16 protein-coding genes are annotated in these 15,593 nt (G+C 40.8%); 12 read left to right on the forward strand and 4 right to left on the reverse strand.

The features are described 5' to 3' along the window. The first annotated feature begins 294 nt into the window (after positions 1-294). The 8 genes from psb28 to WN50_RS30130 all read left to right on the forward strand — a co-directional run bounded on the left by psb28 (position 295) and on the right by WN50_RS30130 (position 7,634). Positions 295-660: a photosystem II reaction center protein Psb28 gene (psb28, locus tag WN50_RS30095; protein ID WP_046281287.1), complete on the forward strand. Its 366-nt coding sequence runs from the start codon at positions 295-297 to the stop codon at positions 658-660. A gap of 23 nt (positions 661-683) precedes the next feature. Next, positions 684-1,178 (forward strand): ureidoglycolate lyase, encoded by a 495-nt coding sequence (locus WN50_RS30100; protein ID WP_046281265.1) that lies wholly within the window; start codon positions 684-686, stop codon positions 1,176-1,178. A gap of 173 nt (positions 1,179-1,351) precedes the next feature. After that, positions 1,352-3,001 carry an alpha/beta hydrolase gene (locus tag WN50_RS30105; protein WP_046281266.1) on the forward strand — a complete coding sequence of 550 codons (1,650 nt, stop codon included), beginning with the start codon at positions 1,352-1,354 and terminating at the stop codon, positions 2,999-3,001. A 255-nt stretch (positions 3,002-3,256) separates the two neighbouring features. Further along, on the forward strand, positions 3,257-4,414 hold the full coding sequence (locus WN50_RS37230) for a Uma2 family endonuclease (protein WP_082172564.1): 1,158 nt from the start codon (positions 3,257-3,259) through the stop codon (positions 4,412-4,414). Beyond that, entirely contained in the window at positions 4,398-5,000 is a 603-nt protein-coding gene (locus tag WN50_RS30115) for a PIN domain-containing protein (protein WP_046281267.1), read from the forward strand. The genes WN50_RS37230 and WN50_RS30115 overlap by 17 nt, the downstream gene beginning before the upstream one ends. Before the next feature lie 116 nt (positions 5,001-5,116). Continuing rightward, on the forward strand, positions 5,117-5,779 hold the full coding sequence (locus tag WN50_RS30120; RefSeq protein ID WP_046281268.1) for a vWA domain-containing protein: 663 nt from the start codon (positions 5,117-5,119) through the stop codon (positions 5,777-5,779). Between the two features lie 64 nt (positions 5,780-5,843). Beyond that, positions 5,844-6,611: a PP2C family serine/threonine-protein phosphatase gene (locus WN50_RS30125; RefSeq protein ID WP_046281269.1), complete on the forward strand. Its 768-nt coding sequence runs from the start codon at positions 5,844-5,846 to the stop codon at positions 6,609-6,611. 123 nt (positions 6,612-6,734) lie between these two features. Further along, positions 6,735-7,634 carry a phosphodiester glycosidase family protein gene (locus tag WN50_RS30130; RefSeq protein WP_046281270.1) on the forward strand — a complete coding sequence of 300 codons (900 nt, stop codon included), beginning with the start codon at positions 6,735-6,737 and terminating at the stop codon, positions 7,632-7,634. 63 nt (positions 7,635-7,697) lie between these two features. On the opposite strand, the gene WN50_RS30135 is transcribed toward WN50_RS30130, so the two are convergent. Beyond that, complete coding sequence (locus WN50_RS30135; RefSeq protein WP_046281271.1) at positions 7,698-8,687, reverse strand: pentapeptide repeat-containing protein; 990 nt, start codon at positions 8,685-8,687, stop codon at positions 7,698-7,700. A 122-nt stretch (positions 8,688-8,809) separates the two neighbouring features. Beyond that, positions 8,810-9,217, reverse strand: a complete 408-nt coding sequence (locus WN50_RS30140) for a peptidoglycan-binding domain-containing protein (RefSeq protein WP_046281272.1) — start codon at positions 9,215-9,217, stop codon at positions 8,810-8,812. Between the two features lie 175 nt (positions 9,218-9,392). Here WN50_RS30140 and WN50_RS30145 point away from each other — a divergent pair, with 175 nt between their 5' ends. From WN50_RS30145 to WN50_RS30155, 3 genes are all read left to right on the forward strand, one after another. After that, the gene (locus WN50_RS30145; RefSeq protein WP_046281273.1) at positions 9,393-10,595 is read left to right on the forward strand and encodes an NAD(P)/FAD-dependent oxidoreductase; all 1,203 of its coding nucleotides are present in this window, start codon (positions 9,393-9,395) and stop codon (positions 10,593-10,595) included. A 207-nt stretch (positions 10,596-10,802) separates the two neighbouring features. Then, positions 10,803-11,279, forward strand: coding sequence for a BPTI/Kunitz-type proteinase inhibitor domain-containing protein (locus tag WN50_RS30150; protein ID WP_046281274.1), 477 nt, complete (start codon positions 10,803-10,805; stop codon positions 11,277-11,279). 264 nt (positions 11,280-11,543) lie between these two features. Next, positions 11,544-13,028: an alpha-amylase gene (locus WN50_RS30155; protein ID WP_046281275.1), complete on the forward strand. Its 1,485-nt coding sequence runs from the start codon at positions 11,544-11,546 to the stop codon at positions 13,026-13,028. On the opposite strand, the gene rsmG is transcribed toward WN50_RS30155, so the two are convergent. Then, positions 13,020-13,721 (reverse strand): 16S rRNA (guanine(527)-N(7))-methyltransferase RsmG, encoded by a 702-nt coding sequence (gene rsmG / locus WN50_RS30160; protein WP_046281276.1) that lies wholly within the window; start codon positions 13,719-13,721, stop codon positions 13,020-13,022. The two genes, WN50_RS30155 and rsmG, sit on opposite strands and share 9 nt — an antisense overlap. Before the next feature lie 50 nt (positions 13,722-13,771). Next, positions 13,772-14,413, reverse strand: coding sequence for an ABC transporter ATP-binding protein (locus tag WN50_RS30165; protein ID WP_046281277.1), 642 nt, complete (start codon positions 14,411-14,413; stop codon positions 13,772-13,774). 155 nt (positions 14,414-14,568) lie between these two features. Between WN50_RS30165 and WN50_RS30170 the strand changes: the two genes are divergently transcribed. Continuing rightward, positions 14,569-15,588 (forward strand): Sll0314/Alr1548 family TPR repeat-containing protein, encoded by a 1,020-nt coding sequence (locus WN50_RS30170; RefSeq protein WP_046281278.1) that lies wholly within the window; start codon positions 14,569-14,571, stop codon positions 15,586-15,588. Positions 15,589-15,593: the final 5 nt, after the last annotated feature.

Genomic DNA, 15,593 nt, shown 5'->3' on the forward strand with positions numbered 1-15,593 from the left:
GTGGCGTTGGCGAAGCCTATCCGAAGGATATAGCCGGGGGGATCAATTAGATGCAGCTTTAGAAAGAATTGTTATAACAAACGGGTTTTATCGTTCAATCTATGCGAGATATTACTTATAAAAACTTACAGTTTTGGAGTTGAATCTTTAACCCGCTTTCTTTAATTAACCTCACCCAACTCAAAAACCTGGTTTTTATTTCAAACATAACTTATTAAAACTTATTATTTTAAAGTTGAATCTTGGTTCAGAAATTTGATAAAATTAAAGTATAAATATATGTTGGTGGTAGATATGTCTACATCAATTCAATTTATAACAGGACTGAACGAAGATATTAGTGGAGTTAGCCTTCGCAAACCGCGTAACTCCGAGAAAAAAATTGTTGTGTTAACCTTTGAACGTTTACAAGCCGTCGAACAACTGCGGGCTTATCGCAAAGAAATCAAAAATTTATGGTTGCGGGATGAAGAAGGGGAAATCAAAGTAACCCCGACGGGAGTAAAATTTTTCTATGTCGGAGATGATGAACTTTCCAAAGTCGAATGTACGTTTGAAGTGGAAGCAGAAGATATCTTTGAACGAGTCATGCGCTTTTTAAACCGTTACGCCGAAGAAAACGGCTTTGAATATCAATCGAGTTCAAATCAAGCGAATTAAAATAAAATTCTGAGGAAAAATTAATGCGTGAATCAATTACCGTTCAACAACTAACAGCCGAATGGATTACTCCTGAAGCATTTCAACCCTACGGACAAGTGATTTCCGCCTCAACAGAGGGCAAAACCTACGATGAAACCGATGCTCAACTGAATCTCAAAAACGGGATACCCAGATTTTACATCATGCGGCTAAACAAAAGAGGTCGCGAATTTAACAAAATTACCCGTCATATTAAATGTACTCAATGTTTAGGGTCATTAGAAGGAAAAGAGTGGTTAATGGCGGTTGCACCCCCTTCAGACAGCAATGAACCTGATTTAGAACAATTAAAAGCATTCCGTATCCCAGGCAACTGTTTTATTAAGCTAGAAGTTGGAACTTGGCACGCTGGGCCGTATTTCGAGCAGGATAGAATAGATTTCTACAATTTAGAATTAAGTAATACAAATATTGTCGATCATTTCAGTTACGATTTTATCAAAAGTAAAAACTTGCAATTTGAAATAGTTATTTAAACCTATGCAAAAGAAAAAACAGCTTGAAATACGATGAAATTGGTGACTTTAGATACCATTATTAAATATTTATTATTGAAAGATAAATCAAACGTTATAGATTAGAATTTTCTCTGATTCAATCAATTAGGATAGAGAGAGAAGCTGTCAGATTCAAATAAGAGCTTAAAACTATGGGTTGGTTAAAGTCTCTCGCCTTAAGTATTGTGCCTGCTGTAATGGTTGCGTTACCGACAATCGCTGCGGAAACCGTCGTGTTTCCTGTAGGGAAAATGGATCTGGAGGTTTCCCTCGATACCTTAGAACATTATGCTGAAACGGGTTTACTTCCCGATAATCAACCTTTAGAAACCTATCTCAATTGGTTAACGCCCAGTGAACGACGACAAGTTCAAGAATTATTACGAACTCGTTACTCTTTTGATACTGAAGCGGCTTCCCGACTCTTAAAATCTTCGATGGTTGCTTCCTTTTTGGAGTACCTTGGAGGTTTAATTCAAACGGAATCTAGAGAAAATGGTTCAGAGGCGATTTATAATGCAATTATTGCAGCAACGGCTACCGATCCTGAAGGGTTTAATCTGATAGAGATTTTGCGGCAATTCCCCACCGAAAAAATTCACATCGATCTTGAAGAAGCCCTAGATACAATGGTACGAGTTGTCACCTTAATTCGACAAACGAATACCCTTATTACCTCTCTAGAAGAACTAGCATCAGCCGAAGTCACAGCTTCTAGTCCGGTTGATTTTAACCAAATGCCCGACTTACGCCAACGCGGATCTCTTGAAGTTTCCAAGCAAACTTTATCTTTATTTGATTGGCAGCGAAATCGTCAATTTGAGGCAGACTTTTACCTACCGAATGCGGTAAAAGAAAAGGCCGCAACCCAACAGTCAACTCCGGTTATTGTTATTTCTCATGGTTTAGCTTCTGATCGTTCTCGCTTTGAAGACTTAGCCCGACATTTAGCGTCTTACGGGTTTGCTGTAGCGGTTCCTCAACATCCCGGTAGTGATTATGAAACCTTACAAAAATTACTCGCAGGTGAAGCAACAGACATCTTTGAAGTGAATCAATTTATTGATCGCCCCCGAGATATTTCTTACTTACTCAATCACCTGGAACGGTTAAACAAAAAACAACTCAATAATCAATTAAACTTAGAAAAAGTTGGTGTTTGGGGTCATTCTTTTGGGGGATATACAGCCCTAGCGTTAGCAGGTGCAACGATTGATTTTGAAAAATTGCAAGCCAGTTGCACGCCGGAAAATAAAATCGTTAATCCCTCAATGTTTTTGCAATGTCGCGCTTTAGAATTACCTCAAGCTGAGTATCAATTCCGCGATCCGCGTGTGAAAGCTGTGGTCGTACTCAACCCCGTTAATAGTGGTCTTTTAGGTGAATTAGGATTGAGTAAAATCTCAATTCCGGTAATGATGGGAGCGAGTAGTGCAGATTTGCTTGCACCTGCCGTTTTAGAACAAATTCAATCTTTTACTTGGTTAACGACTTCTGATCGTTATTTAGTCATCAAACGGGGTGATAGTCACTTTTTTGATGTGAATAAATCTAACATGAGTGAAATTCCGGGAATGGGCGGATTATTATCACCCGGAGTTGAAGTAACACGCAACTATATGAACGCTTTGAGTGTTGCCTTTTTTGGAGCCTATGTTACTGAAGATCTCCAATATAAACCCTATTTGCAAGCCGCCTATGGTCAGGAAATTGGAGAAGATCCCTATACGTTGAGTGTGTTAAAATCTCTGACTCCCACAGAGTTTTCTAAAGTAGTTAGCGGGAATATTGCAGGAAATTAGACGTAGAACTTTGCCGGGTAAAAATTAGCGATCGCATTTCGAGTTCAATGCCTGTTCAATGCCAGGGATTAAAATCCCTGTCTAAAAATTCTAGTCCTCTTCAGAGAACTAATTGGTAAAAGTTTAACATTTCCAGTCCGTTTTAACGGACTTCTATTATTAGCCCGGAAATTAATTTCCGGGTCAAAGTCTGTGCGTTAAAATAAAACTAAAACAAACAGAGCTATACTAATAGATAAATACGGAGGCTGGAAAATGTTATTAGAATTAAAACGGATTGATGTTCCCCCTGGTCATAAAGTCTTGTTAACAGATGTTAGTTGGCTAGAGTTTGAAACAATTTTAGAGGAGTTGGGAGAACATCGGGCTGCTAGAATTGCTTATGATCGCGGAACTTTAGAAATTATGACCCCTTTACCCGAACACGAAGTTGACAAAGTTTTTATCGGTGACTTTATCAAAGCTTTACTCGAAGAAATGGATATAGAGTTTTATCCGCTCGGTTCAACGACGTTTAAAAATGAGTTGATGAAGCAAGGGATAGAACCGGATGATTGTTTTTATATTGAGAATGAAGCCGCAGTCAGAGGTAAAGATAGATTAGATTTAACGATTGATCCCCCGCCCGATTTGGCTTTGGAAATAGATGTCACTTCTCGCACCCATCCCAATATTTATGCGGCGTTGGGGGTTGGGGAACTGTGGCGGTTTGAGAAGGGAAAACTGCAAATTAATTTGTTGCAATCGGGACAATATGTGGAGTCGGAATTTAGCCCCCATTTTCCCAATTTCCCCCTCAAAGAAATTATTCCAGAATATTTAAAGCGGGCGAAAACCGAAGGCCGAAATAAAACCATGAAAGCCTTTAGAACTTGGGTAAAAGAACAAATTTCAAATGCTGACGTTAATCAGTCTTTATCAATACAACCTCGAAGGAAAATAAATTGGAACTGGTTTGATCTCGCGATCTGCGGACAAGACGGACAGTTAAAGCTGATTGTTGAAGTAAAAATTAACCCGGAAGCCAGTTTAAGTTTAAATTGGGCGGCTCAAATCTACCATTATATGTATGCTTCTGGTATGGCCAAAACCCCTTTTTTTCTGCTGGCTCACCCTCAAGTTTTTTACCTGTGGAAAACCTCGGAAAATGCCTCAGAAAATCTGATAGAACCCACCTACCAAATCGATCCTAAACCCCTTTTGAAACCCTATTTTGAGAAATCGGGTGTCTCTCCTGGAAAAATTAGCGAGTCAAGCTTTGTAATGATTGTGTGTTCCTGGTTCAATGAGGTATTGTTGGGAATAAAAAGAGAAAATGAAGTTGATTTTAAAAATCAAGATTGGCTGTTTGAGTCCGGGTTGGTTGATGCAATTAGAGGCGGACAGGTTATAAACGATGAACGTCTATGTTGAGACAAACTTTGTTCTAGAATTAGCTTTCATGCAAGAACAGTACGAAAGCTGTTTGCAAATTATTGAACTTTGTAGAGGCAATAAAATTCATTTAGTGATTCCAGCCTACAGTCTGGTAGAACCCTATGAAAAAATGATTCGCTATGAAAAAAATAGAAGAAGACTGTCTGGGGAATTGAAGATTGAGTTAGAACAACTCGGTCGTTCTCAAAGCTATTCTGAACAGGTCAATTTATTTCGGGATTTAACCAGTTTTTTGGTTCGGACTCAGGAAGATCAAAAGCAGAGATTACAGGATACAATTACTCAGTTGGTTCAGCTTGCAGAGATCATTCCTTTAAATGAAGAAATTATTTTAGCAGCAATTTCTTTTCAAACTGAACTTGACCTGACTCCACAAGATTCTATCGTTTATGCTTCTGTTATTAGCCATCTTAGCAATATAACGGGCAGCAATAACGGTTTTTTGAATCGCAACTCAAAAGATTTTGGCACTCCCGATATTATTAATAGTTTGGCATCCTACAACTGTCGAATTTTATTTAGCTTCGAGAACGGACTGGGTTACATTCGTAGTCAAATTTAATCAATTGGTGTATGATCGATCATGCGATCGCCAAATTTCTCGCTTCAAATCAGCGATAATAGAAACAGGCAAAAATCGAGTATCCTAAGAGAACTGCAAACTCATCCCCACCCATTATGAGACTTGAGGAAGCTGTAGAATTTGCTGAAAACCCTGAACCCCGGTGTCCTTGCGTGCTGTTGTTGGACACCTCCGCCTCGATGCAAGGTGTACCCATTGATGCTCTCAATGACGGCTTGAACACGTTTAGACAGGATTTAGTTCGCGATGAACTGGCAAAAAAACGAGTCGAAGTTGCCATCATCTCCTTTGATAATCAGGTTAAAATTATACAAGATTTTGTGACGGCTGATCAGTTTGAACCCCCGATGTTAACAGCACAGGGACAAACGTTTATGGGAACGGCGATTAACCAAGCCCTTGATTTAGTTGCCGCCCGTAAAGCCGAATATCGTAATAATGGTATTGCCTATTATCGCCCCTGGGTTTTTCTCATTACTGATGGTGAACCGCAGGGCGAGTCGGAACGAATGGCGAACCAAGCGGCTGAACGAATTAAGCAAGAAGAAGCCAATAAACAGGTTGCTTTTTTTGCGGTTGGAGTCGAAGGGGCGAATATGGAACGCCTGAGTTTAATCGTCGAACGCGCTCCTTTAAAATTAAAAGGATTAGACTTTCGAGAAATGTTTATTTGGCTGTCTGCGAGTATGCAGATGGTATCTCATTCTAAAGTTGATGAACAAGTTGCTTTACCGCCACCGGGATGGGGAGCCGTTTAATCAAATCTGCCCATTTCTAATCATTATTCGCTGATTTTTGAGCCTTTTCTTTACGGGATATCCCATGTCTAACTGTGACTCCAACTGGCAAATTGTATCCGCATCAGTACGGGGAAGAAGCCACGAAAAAAGTGATCTTCCCTGTCAAGATGCTTATTGCTACAAAAGATTATCAGATGATATTTTAATTGTGGCGGTGGCTGATGGAGCGGGTTCAGCAAGATTATCAGAAATTGGCTCAAGAGTAGCAGTACAAACGGCTGTGAATACTTTGGCTCAAACGATTATTCATCCGTCTTCAGAACTTGAAGAAATCGACTGGAAAGAACGGTTAACAGATACATTGAGTGCTGCAAAAATGGCAATCGAAGTCGAAGCTGCCGTTCAAGAAGTCGAAATTCGAGAGTTAGCAACAACGCTGATTTTAACCCTCGCAACATCAGATTTTGTAGCCGTTGCTCAAGTGGGAGATGGGGCGGCTGTTGTCGAAGATAAACAGGGAAAAATCGAGGCGATAACGCAACCCGAACAGGGTGAATATTTGAATGAAACGAAATTTTTGATTGGGCTTGATGCGGTGGAAACAGCACAGATTAACGTTTGGCAAGGTGAGCCTGCTCATTTAGCAGTGTTCTCAGACGGCTTACAAATGTTAGCATTAAAAATGCCCGAAGGAACACCTCATAAGCCTTTCTTTTCGCCGCTTTTTCAGTTTATCTCAACAGTGACAGATCAAACCGAGGCTCAAGAACAGTTAGAATCTTTTTTGCGATCGCCTCGGGTCACTCAACGAACCGATGATGATCTAACGCTAATTCTAGCATCATTATAGCACATTAATTGATTCAAAATCAAATCTGCGATAAAAATCCGGTTATTACAGCCAAATGAATGAGTAATTAGTTGTATGACCCTCAAATTGGGTTAAGCCTTTTCTGTGTCTCTCTCAACTGATATGAATCAACGTTTTCTACTCAAAACCATACTAATTTCCAGCCTAGTTCTTCTAGGCACTCCTGCTTTATTATACCTCGCATTGATGCTGAGACGACCTTTACCAACAGCTAAACAACAACAACTGTTTCAAGGCATTACTTACCAACGCATTCGCCGTTCACAACCCAATTCTTTAATGATTCATATTGTTAAAGTTGACTTAAAAACACCGGGAATTGAACTGTTAGTGACACCTGGAGAACCCGGAGAAGATGATCGGGATATTGCCGCTCAAACCACATCAGAATTTTTACAAAAACATGACTTACAACTGGCAATTAATGGCAGTTTCTTTCATCCGTTTTATGTGAATAGTCCGATAGATTATTTTCCCTATTCAGGAGATCGGGTTAATATCTTAGGACAAGCAATTTCTCAGGGTAAAATCTATTCAAGCGTCAATAAAGACTGGCCAGTGCTGTGTATTTCTCCTGAAAAAAAGGCAGAAATATTAACCGATACTTGTCCAGAAAATACCGTTCAAGGAATAGCAGGAAATCTCGTTTTAATTGATCAAGGTAAACCTGTTCAATCCCAAAAATTCTCAGATTTCAATAAAAAATTTCCTCGAACTGCTGTGGCAATTGATCAGTCTGGGGAAACCTTATGGTTAATATTAATCGATGGTCGTCAAGGGTTGTATAGTGAAGGCGCAACATTAGCCACTTTAACGAATATTATCCTAGAAATAGAAGGGGTAGAAACGGCGTTAAATTTGGATGGAGGCGGTTCCACAACGTTAGTGATTTCCCAGGGAATTAACACTAAAGTTTTAAATGCACCCTTTCATAGTCGAATCCCCATGCGTCAGCGTCCCATCGCCAATCATTTAGGAATTTACGCCTTACCTGTTGAATAAAAAGCCGATCATTTTGCTCACTTTAAAAGTCTAAATTATTAGAAAGTTAAGCATGATCTCACTCTAATTTGATGACTTTAACTTTAACCCTAATTGGTAAATAAACTCTTGAGAATATCGAGCAAATTCCCAATTTTCAGCCTCCAAAACTTGAGACGGATGTAAACCTTTGGCATTTTGAAAATTAACCCCTTGCAAATTTGCACCTTGAAAGTTCGCACCTTGTAAGTTAGCATCTTTAAGATTAGCCCCTCTGAGGTTTGCATTTTGAAAGTTAGCATCTTTAAGATAAGCCCCTTCGAGAATTGTACCTTTGAGATTCGCTTCTTGAAAGTCAGCCCCTTGCAAATTTCCGAGAATATAAGCCCCTTGTAATTCCGCTTTTTGCAAGTTAGCTTCTAACAGGTTAACCCCTTGTAAATCTGCATAGCTGAGATTGGCTGAACTCAAGTTAATTTTTTGCATTTGAGCCAGCAGAAAAGACGTTTCTTGAAGATTCGCTTTCCATAAATTCGCGCCCTGAAGCTGAGTCAATTCAAATGTACTTCCTTGTAGATTGGCTTCTTGAAGTTTAGCCCCTTGCAAGTTAACTTCTTTGAAATCACCATCAACGACATGAATTTGTTCTAGATTCGCTTTTGGTAATAATAAACCCTTTAAACTAATCCCATCTTTGGCTAATTCTTCTAACGCTTTAATCCGAGCGTGGCTGAATTCTAGTCCTTGGGCAGAATCAATCACTTGCCAAGCTTCGTAATGAGATTGTTTCTTTCCTCGTCGGAGATAAACCACTAAAGCAGTAACAATACTAATACTTTCAAACGTTCCTAAAATTCGAGATTCTTCTATAGATTGAATAAAAAATTTCCCCCAGGTTTTTTGCTGTTCTAGTGTATTCTCCAGATATAAAATAGAAAGAATGACCAAAATGACAGCAGCCAGAATAATCAAAATTTCAAAAACATCTCGTAACAATCTAGCTAGCCAGCGATTCAGTCGAGATAATTGTTGTTTATTACCTAGCCGAGTATATTTTTTGTTTAGAGATTCCATTGTAAAAATTTTGTAAAAAATCAGTTCTTCACTCTAATCTCTAGAAAAATAACAGAACAATCATCCCCGTAAAAGAGGAAAATTTGGTGAAAATAAAAATACTTTAAACCCCTCACAAGAACTTAACAACCATAGTAAATTCTAGCCTGACCTAAGCCAAAGTCACGTAAATAATGTTGCCAGCGCTTGGCAATATCAGGATTAGAAAAAGGCCCGACCGCAACTTTAGGATCACTTGCACTATAGCGTTGATAAACACCCGTTTCAGGTACCCCCAATAAAACCACTTGTTCAGCAATTCTAGGTAACTCTTCTGACGCACCCGGAATGACAACAAAATAAGCAGCTTGGGCTTTACCTCCATGTACTCCATAAGCCCGTTGTGCTTCTTCTAAAGCCGCTTCTGTTTCAGGATTCCATCGACCATTAACAGGTCCCGGATCAAGACCCAATGCTTGCAGTCGCCTTTGCAACTCTAACAGCAGTAATTTACTGTAATGTAAACGTCCAAATAACTTATCTTCCGGCATAGATTAATTGTTCACAGCTAAGACCTTCTCTCTATCTATCTTGCATCACTCTACTGACTTACTCCGCCATGAACCGTACACTTAACTCCTAACGACAGGCAGAAAACTCCCACTCACCTTGTTATCCTAGTGAGAGAAACTGCTCAATTGCTTATCCGTTCCTCATCCACAAATTATGACTGAACAACCGACCCGCATTTGTATTTTGGGTGGAGGCTTTGGTGGACTCTATACCGCTCTACGCTTAAATGAGTTACCCTGGCGGAAGTCCGAACAACCGGAAATCACTCTCGTTGACAGCCGCGATCGCTTTTTATTTTCGCCGTTTTTGTACGAACTCTTAACCGGAGAACTCCAAACCTGGGAAATCGCTCCTCCCTTTGAACAACTATTGCAAAATACAAATATACGCTTCTGTCAGCAAGTTGTCACCGCTATCGACATTGAAGCCAAGGAAGTTCAGCTTTCTGAAGGTGAGGCTCTGACTTTTGATTATTTAGTTTTGGCGATGGGAGGTGAAACACCCCTCGATATTGTACCGGGCGCTGCGGAATATGCCATTCCCTTCCGAAGCATTGAAGACGCCTATCGCCTCGAGGAACGGCTGCGGCTTCTAGAAGCCTCTGATCAAGACAAAATTCGTATCGCCATTGTTGGCGGGGGTTACAGTGGCGTGGAGTTGGCTTGTAAGCTGGCTGACCGACTCCAAGAACGGGGACGCCTACGATTGATTGAACGAGATGATAGGATTTTGCGGAGTTCTCCCAATTTTAACCGCGAAGCCGCCCAACGCGCCCTCCAACAACGCGGAGTTTGGGTTGATTTGGAAACAACGGTTCAATCGATTGAAGCCTCGACGATGGCTTTGGAGTATCGACAACAGGTTGATCCAATTCCCGTTGACCTAGTGTTGTGGACAGTCGGAACGAGAATTTCGCCGATTGTGCAGTCTCTACCGTTAAAACACAATCAACGAGGTCAGGTGATGACGACAACGACATTACAGGCTGTTGACCATTCTGAGATTTTTGCCTTGGGGGATTTGGCTGATTGTAAGGATGTTGACGGTCAGCAGGTTCCTTCCACCGCTCAAGCCGCCTTTCAACAAGCCGATTATGCCGCCTGGAATATTTGGGCCTCTATGACCGGACGGCCTTTATTACCCTTCCGCTATCAGGGTTTGGGCGAAATGATGACTTTGGGAACCGATGACGCCACCCTCACAGGTTTGGGGATTAAGTTAGAAGGGCAAATGGCACATTTGGCTCGTCGTTTGATTTATCTTTATCGTTTTCCCACACTCGATCATCAAGTTCGGGTTGCCTTTAACTGGATAACTCGACCGCTTCAGGATATGATATCGCCTCCCGTGCGATAGGGATTTGGGTGATTGGTGCAACATCTTAGATAGAACAGAGAGGATTTGCTTTTTCCTCTCTACTTTTTTTCCCTCTCAAAGCAATCCTGCTCTCGATTCACAAAATTTGCAAAATCCCAGAAGTCAATAGGAAATAAATCTCAAAATCCTTCAACCTGTAGCCTCTCTCTGCTAATGTTTGAGCTGAACCTTGCTTGAAAATCCATAATGAAAAAACAAACGATCTGGCTGATCACCAAAATTTTTATAGCGATCGCTATCCTCGTTTTTAATGTGGCGCTATTCCCTCAAACTGTTTTTGCTCAAGAAAAAACCATTTGTAATCAACCCATTGAAACCGGGAGTTGTCGAGCCAGTTTTAACCGCTATGCGTTTAATGGGAGCGAATGCGTTCAGTTTAGCTTTGGCGGTTGTGAAGGAAACGAAAATAACTTTATTACCCTCGGTGACTGTCAACAAACCTGTTTGGGTGAAGCATCAGCCGTCAAGCCGGAAGTGAGTACAGCCGAAGAAATTTGCGCTCAACGGATAGAGAGTGGCTCCTGCCAAGCAGATTTCAACCGATACGCTTTTAACGGTAGCGAGTGTGTCACCTTTTCCTTTGGCGGTTGTGAAGGGAACGAAAATAACTTTATTACTTTAGAAGATTGTCAAGAAACCTGCGTTGTACCCCCTCAAAAATAATCCCTTTTTCAGAGTCTTTCACTCTCTATAACCGCAACGTGCGGATCGGGTATTCCATCAAAAACTCGATCCGTTTTGAGTAGAAATTGTACCTAAGATATCACTTTCTTTTTGGGCTTCAGAATATTGTTGCTATTATAATCATACCGCACTAACGGTCAATTTTTCCTTTGTCACTCAAAAAATCCAGACAACTCACTTCCAACTTTCTAATGGTATCATCAACAGACTCGCATTCATACGTTCTGCCAGGATCTCATCAAAATGAGTAAAATTAACGGTACTATCATGCAGTATTTCCACTGGTATATCGATCCGAGTTTAAGCCTGTGGAATGAAATCAAAAACCGAGCAAAAGAACTCGCCGATGCTGGAATTACGGCTCTTTGGCTACCTCCCGCCTACAAAGGTTGTAACCTGACTGAACCCGAACGGGCTTGGAATGACGTCGGTTATAGTACATACGATTTATTTGATTTGGGTGAATTTGATCAAAAAGGAGCCATTCGCACCCGATATGGTACTCGTGAACAATATCTAGCCGCTATTCAAGCCGCTCATCATGCGGGAATTCAAATTTACGCTGATGTGGTTTTTAAACATAAAAATGCAGCCGATGATCCCGAATTTGTCGAAGCTGTTCCTGTGGCTTGGAATAACCGAAATGTTGATATGGGTCACACCCGAACCATTCAAATTTACAGCCATTTTAAATTTCCCGGTCGCCAAGACAAATATTCTAGCTTAAAATGGCGCTGGTGGCATTTTGATGCGGTTAATCATAATGCGTCTAACTGGAATGATCAAACGATTTATCGCCTTAAAGATAAAACCTTTGAAACCCAGGTTGATCCACGTCATGGAAATTATGATTTTTTGATGGCTTGTGATCTCGATACCTCCAACGAAGAAGTGCGTCAAGAACTGTACCATTGGGGAAAATGGATATTAGAAACAACTGGCGTTGATGGCTTTCGGTTAGATGCGATTAAACACATTAGTTCTAGCTTTTTTGTCGATTGGTTAAATTTTCTACGTGAATACACAGGTCGAGAATTATTTACAGTCGGGGAATACTGGGAAAACAATGTAGAAGCCCTACATGAATATATTAGTAAAACCCAGGGAAAAATGTCATTATTTGATGTTCCTTTACACTACAATTTTCATCGGGCTAGCCAAAGCGGAGGTTACTATGATATGCGAACCATTTTAAATGGAACACTGATGCAACAACAACCCGCTCTAGCCGTTACATTTGTAGAAAATCATGCTTCTCAACCTTTACAAGCATTACAATCTGTTGTCGAACCCTGGTTTAAACCCTTAGCTTATGCCATTATTCTACTGCGACAAGAAGGTTGTCCTTGTATTTTTTATGCGGATTATTATGGCGCTCATTATTTCGATAAAGGCTATGAAATTTGGATGAATACTCACCGTTGGATTATTGATAAATTGTTATACGCTCGTCAACATTTTGCCTATGGTGATCAAGAAGATTATTTTAATCATCCCGATTTCATTGGTTGGACAAGACTCGGTGATCAAACTCATCCACAAGCGATGGCTGTCATTCTCAGTAACGCTTCTCAGGGTCAACAATGGATGAAAGTCGGTAAACCCAATACCCAATTTTATGATGTAACGGAACACATCAAAGAACCAGTTTATACAAATGAATACGGTTGGGGAGAATTTCGCTGTAATGCCGGTTCAGTTTCGGTGTGGGTTCAAGCTTCATTCTGACAACTTCTTCAAATCAATACAATGTCTAATACTCTCAGTTAAGGGTGTTGTAAACTGGCGAATTGATTCAATTTCACCGCCTAAATTCTTGACCACCAATTGTAACGCTTTTTCTTCTTCAACCGTCCAATGTCCTCGGTACAAAACAACTCGACCGCCTTGAGTACAAAAAGGTAAAGCATATTCTGCACAAACTGAAGCCGTTGCTACTGCACGAACTAAAGCTAAATGATACTTTCTTTTGAACTTTAATTGTTGATTAACCTGTTCAGCACGACCGACGAATCCTCTGGCATTTTTGACCTCTAAAGTCTCAATTAATGATTCTAAAAACGTAATTTTTTTGCGGGTACTATCTAACAACATGACCGAACTTTCGGCAACCGCAATCGCCACAGGTAAACCCGGAAAACCTGCACCTGTTCCAATATCAATCACCTCAACAGTCGAGGCTGAAAAATCCCATTCTCCCCTAAAAAACGGTGCAATTCCCGCTAGAGAATCCCATAAGTGTTTTTCCCAAAAAGCATCATATTCAGTAATCCGAGTTAAATTCAAAGATTCATTTCCCGCCAATATTCCCTCATAAAGACGTTGAAATAGCTGTTGCTGGACTGCCGTCGGTTGCCAATTTAACGTTTCTTGCCAAACGGAAGTCATCTCTAAAATCATCGGCCTTTCAGTCTCGTTCATCGTCCTTTCAACTACAAAAATTCTCTCAACAAACATTCGCCTAAATTCATTCAACAAGTAGCCGGATCAATCACTTGTAAATCTCCATGATTCAACGTCCAACAGCGATCCGCCACTCCCATTAAATCCGCCGCATCGTGCGTAACAACCAACAACGTCCAATGGTTTTTTAACTTCCCTAACAAACTCACCAACTGTTGGCGCATTGACCAATCTAATCCGGCTGTCGGTTCATCCAACATCAACAAATGCGGTTGACGAATCAATTGTACCGCCAAAGCCAAGCGTCGTTGCTGTCCTCCACTCAACGAATGGGGCGGATTTTGTAGAGACAAATGACCCAAACCCACCTCGTTCAAAGCATTATTAACCTGTTCTAATCCTAACTCGGGGTGTCCCAGGCGCAACTCCTCCAAAACGGTTCCCCCGCAAAAATGTCTTTCCGGAAACTGAAACACCAAACCTGCTAACTGTTGTAAGTGTTCAGCAGTTAACTCCTGATCTCGCCAGCAAATTTCTCCCCTTGTTTTTTCAGCTAAACCCGCTAAAATTTCAAGAAGTGTACTTTTACCGGAACCACTACGACCGACAATTAACCCCATTTGTTGTGGCGCAAGTTCCAAACATACATCTTTGAGAATCGGCACCGAACTAGCAGGAGGATGATAAAGTATATTTTTGAGATAAAGCATCAGGGAAAAAAGCTAAACTTTCAAAGTTCGTAAACCGTTATACACAGCTACTCAAAATCATAACATCTGCTCGCCCGTTTTGTGGAACCTGTCCTTTTCTCCTAACGTCAACAATCTATTCTTAAACTCTTGTAATCGCTCAAAAATAGATGCTCATGTCTTCAAAATCTTTCCGAAAATCCTTAACAACAACTTGGCAAAGCATCAGTGCTATCACTGCTACAGCGACACTCATCGCCCTCAGTTTTTGGAATAGTCCAGTTTTAGCAGCCGATCCCTTTCGTGAGGGAGATAAAGCCCGACAAATTGGAGAGAATACAGAAGCCGCTTTTAAGGCAATGTTTGAACGGGGAAACTATCAAGATGCCCAATGGTATCTCGAACAAGCAAAGTCGGAAGAATCAGACGAACCGATGATTTATGCCTTGCTGGCTTCTTTAGCTTATCAACAGCAAGATTGGCAGGGTTTAAAAACCTATTCGAGCCAAACCATGACCGCCGCAAAAGCCTTACAAAGTCGCGATTTAGTGCGAAGTAATCTTTATATTGCGATCGCTTACTTTCTAGACGGGGCTTATATTTTATCCACAGAAGGCACGTTCAAAGGTGCGCCCGTTGCCCTAAATCTGCTTCAGGATGTTTTCAAACATATGGATGCCGCAGCTCAAGTCGATTCAACTGACCCAGAACTGAATTTAATTCGCGGCTATATGGATATATTTTTAGCTCTCAATCTGCCGTTTTCTGATCCTCAATCCGCTATCCAAAAACTCGAACAACATGGCAGTCCCCGTCATCTTGCCTATCGAGGTCTGGCTTTAGCTTATCGGGATTTAGATCAACATGAAAAAGCCTTAGAGTTTATTAATAAAGCGATAGAAGAAGTGCCGAATAATCCCGAAGTTCTCTATATTAAAGCACAACTTCTCTCTTCTATTGCTCGACGAAATAACAATAATACCTTAACCTTAACAGAAGCCAAAAACAACTTTCAAGCCGCTTTAGCCCAACCCCAACAACTCCCGAAAACCATTGTTGCTCAAATCTTTTACGAACAATGTAAGACTCTCAACCGCATTGATAATCAAAGTCGTGCTTGTGATCCAATGCGAGATACAATCAGATCAATAAATAGCCCGTGGGGGCCTGTTCCTGAGCAAATGCCCTCCTTGTAAACCCC

The sequence above is a fragment of the Limnoraphis robusta CS-951 genome (genome assembly GCF_000972705.2).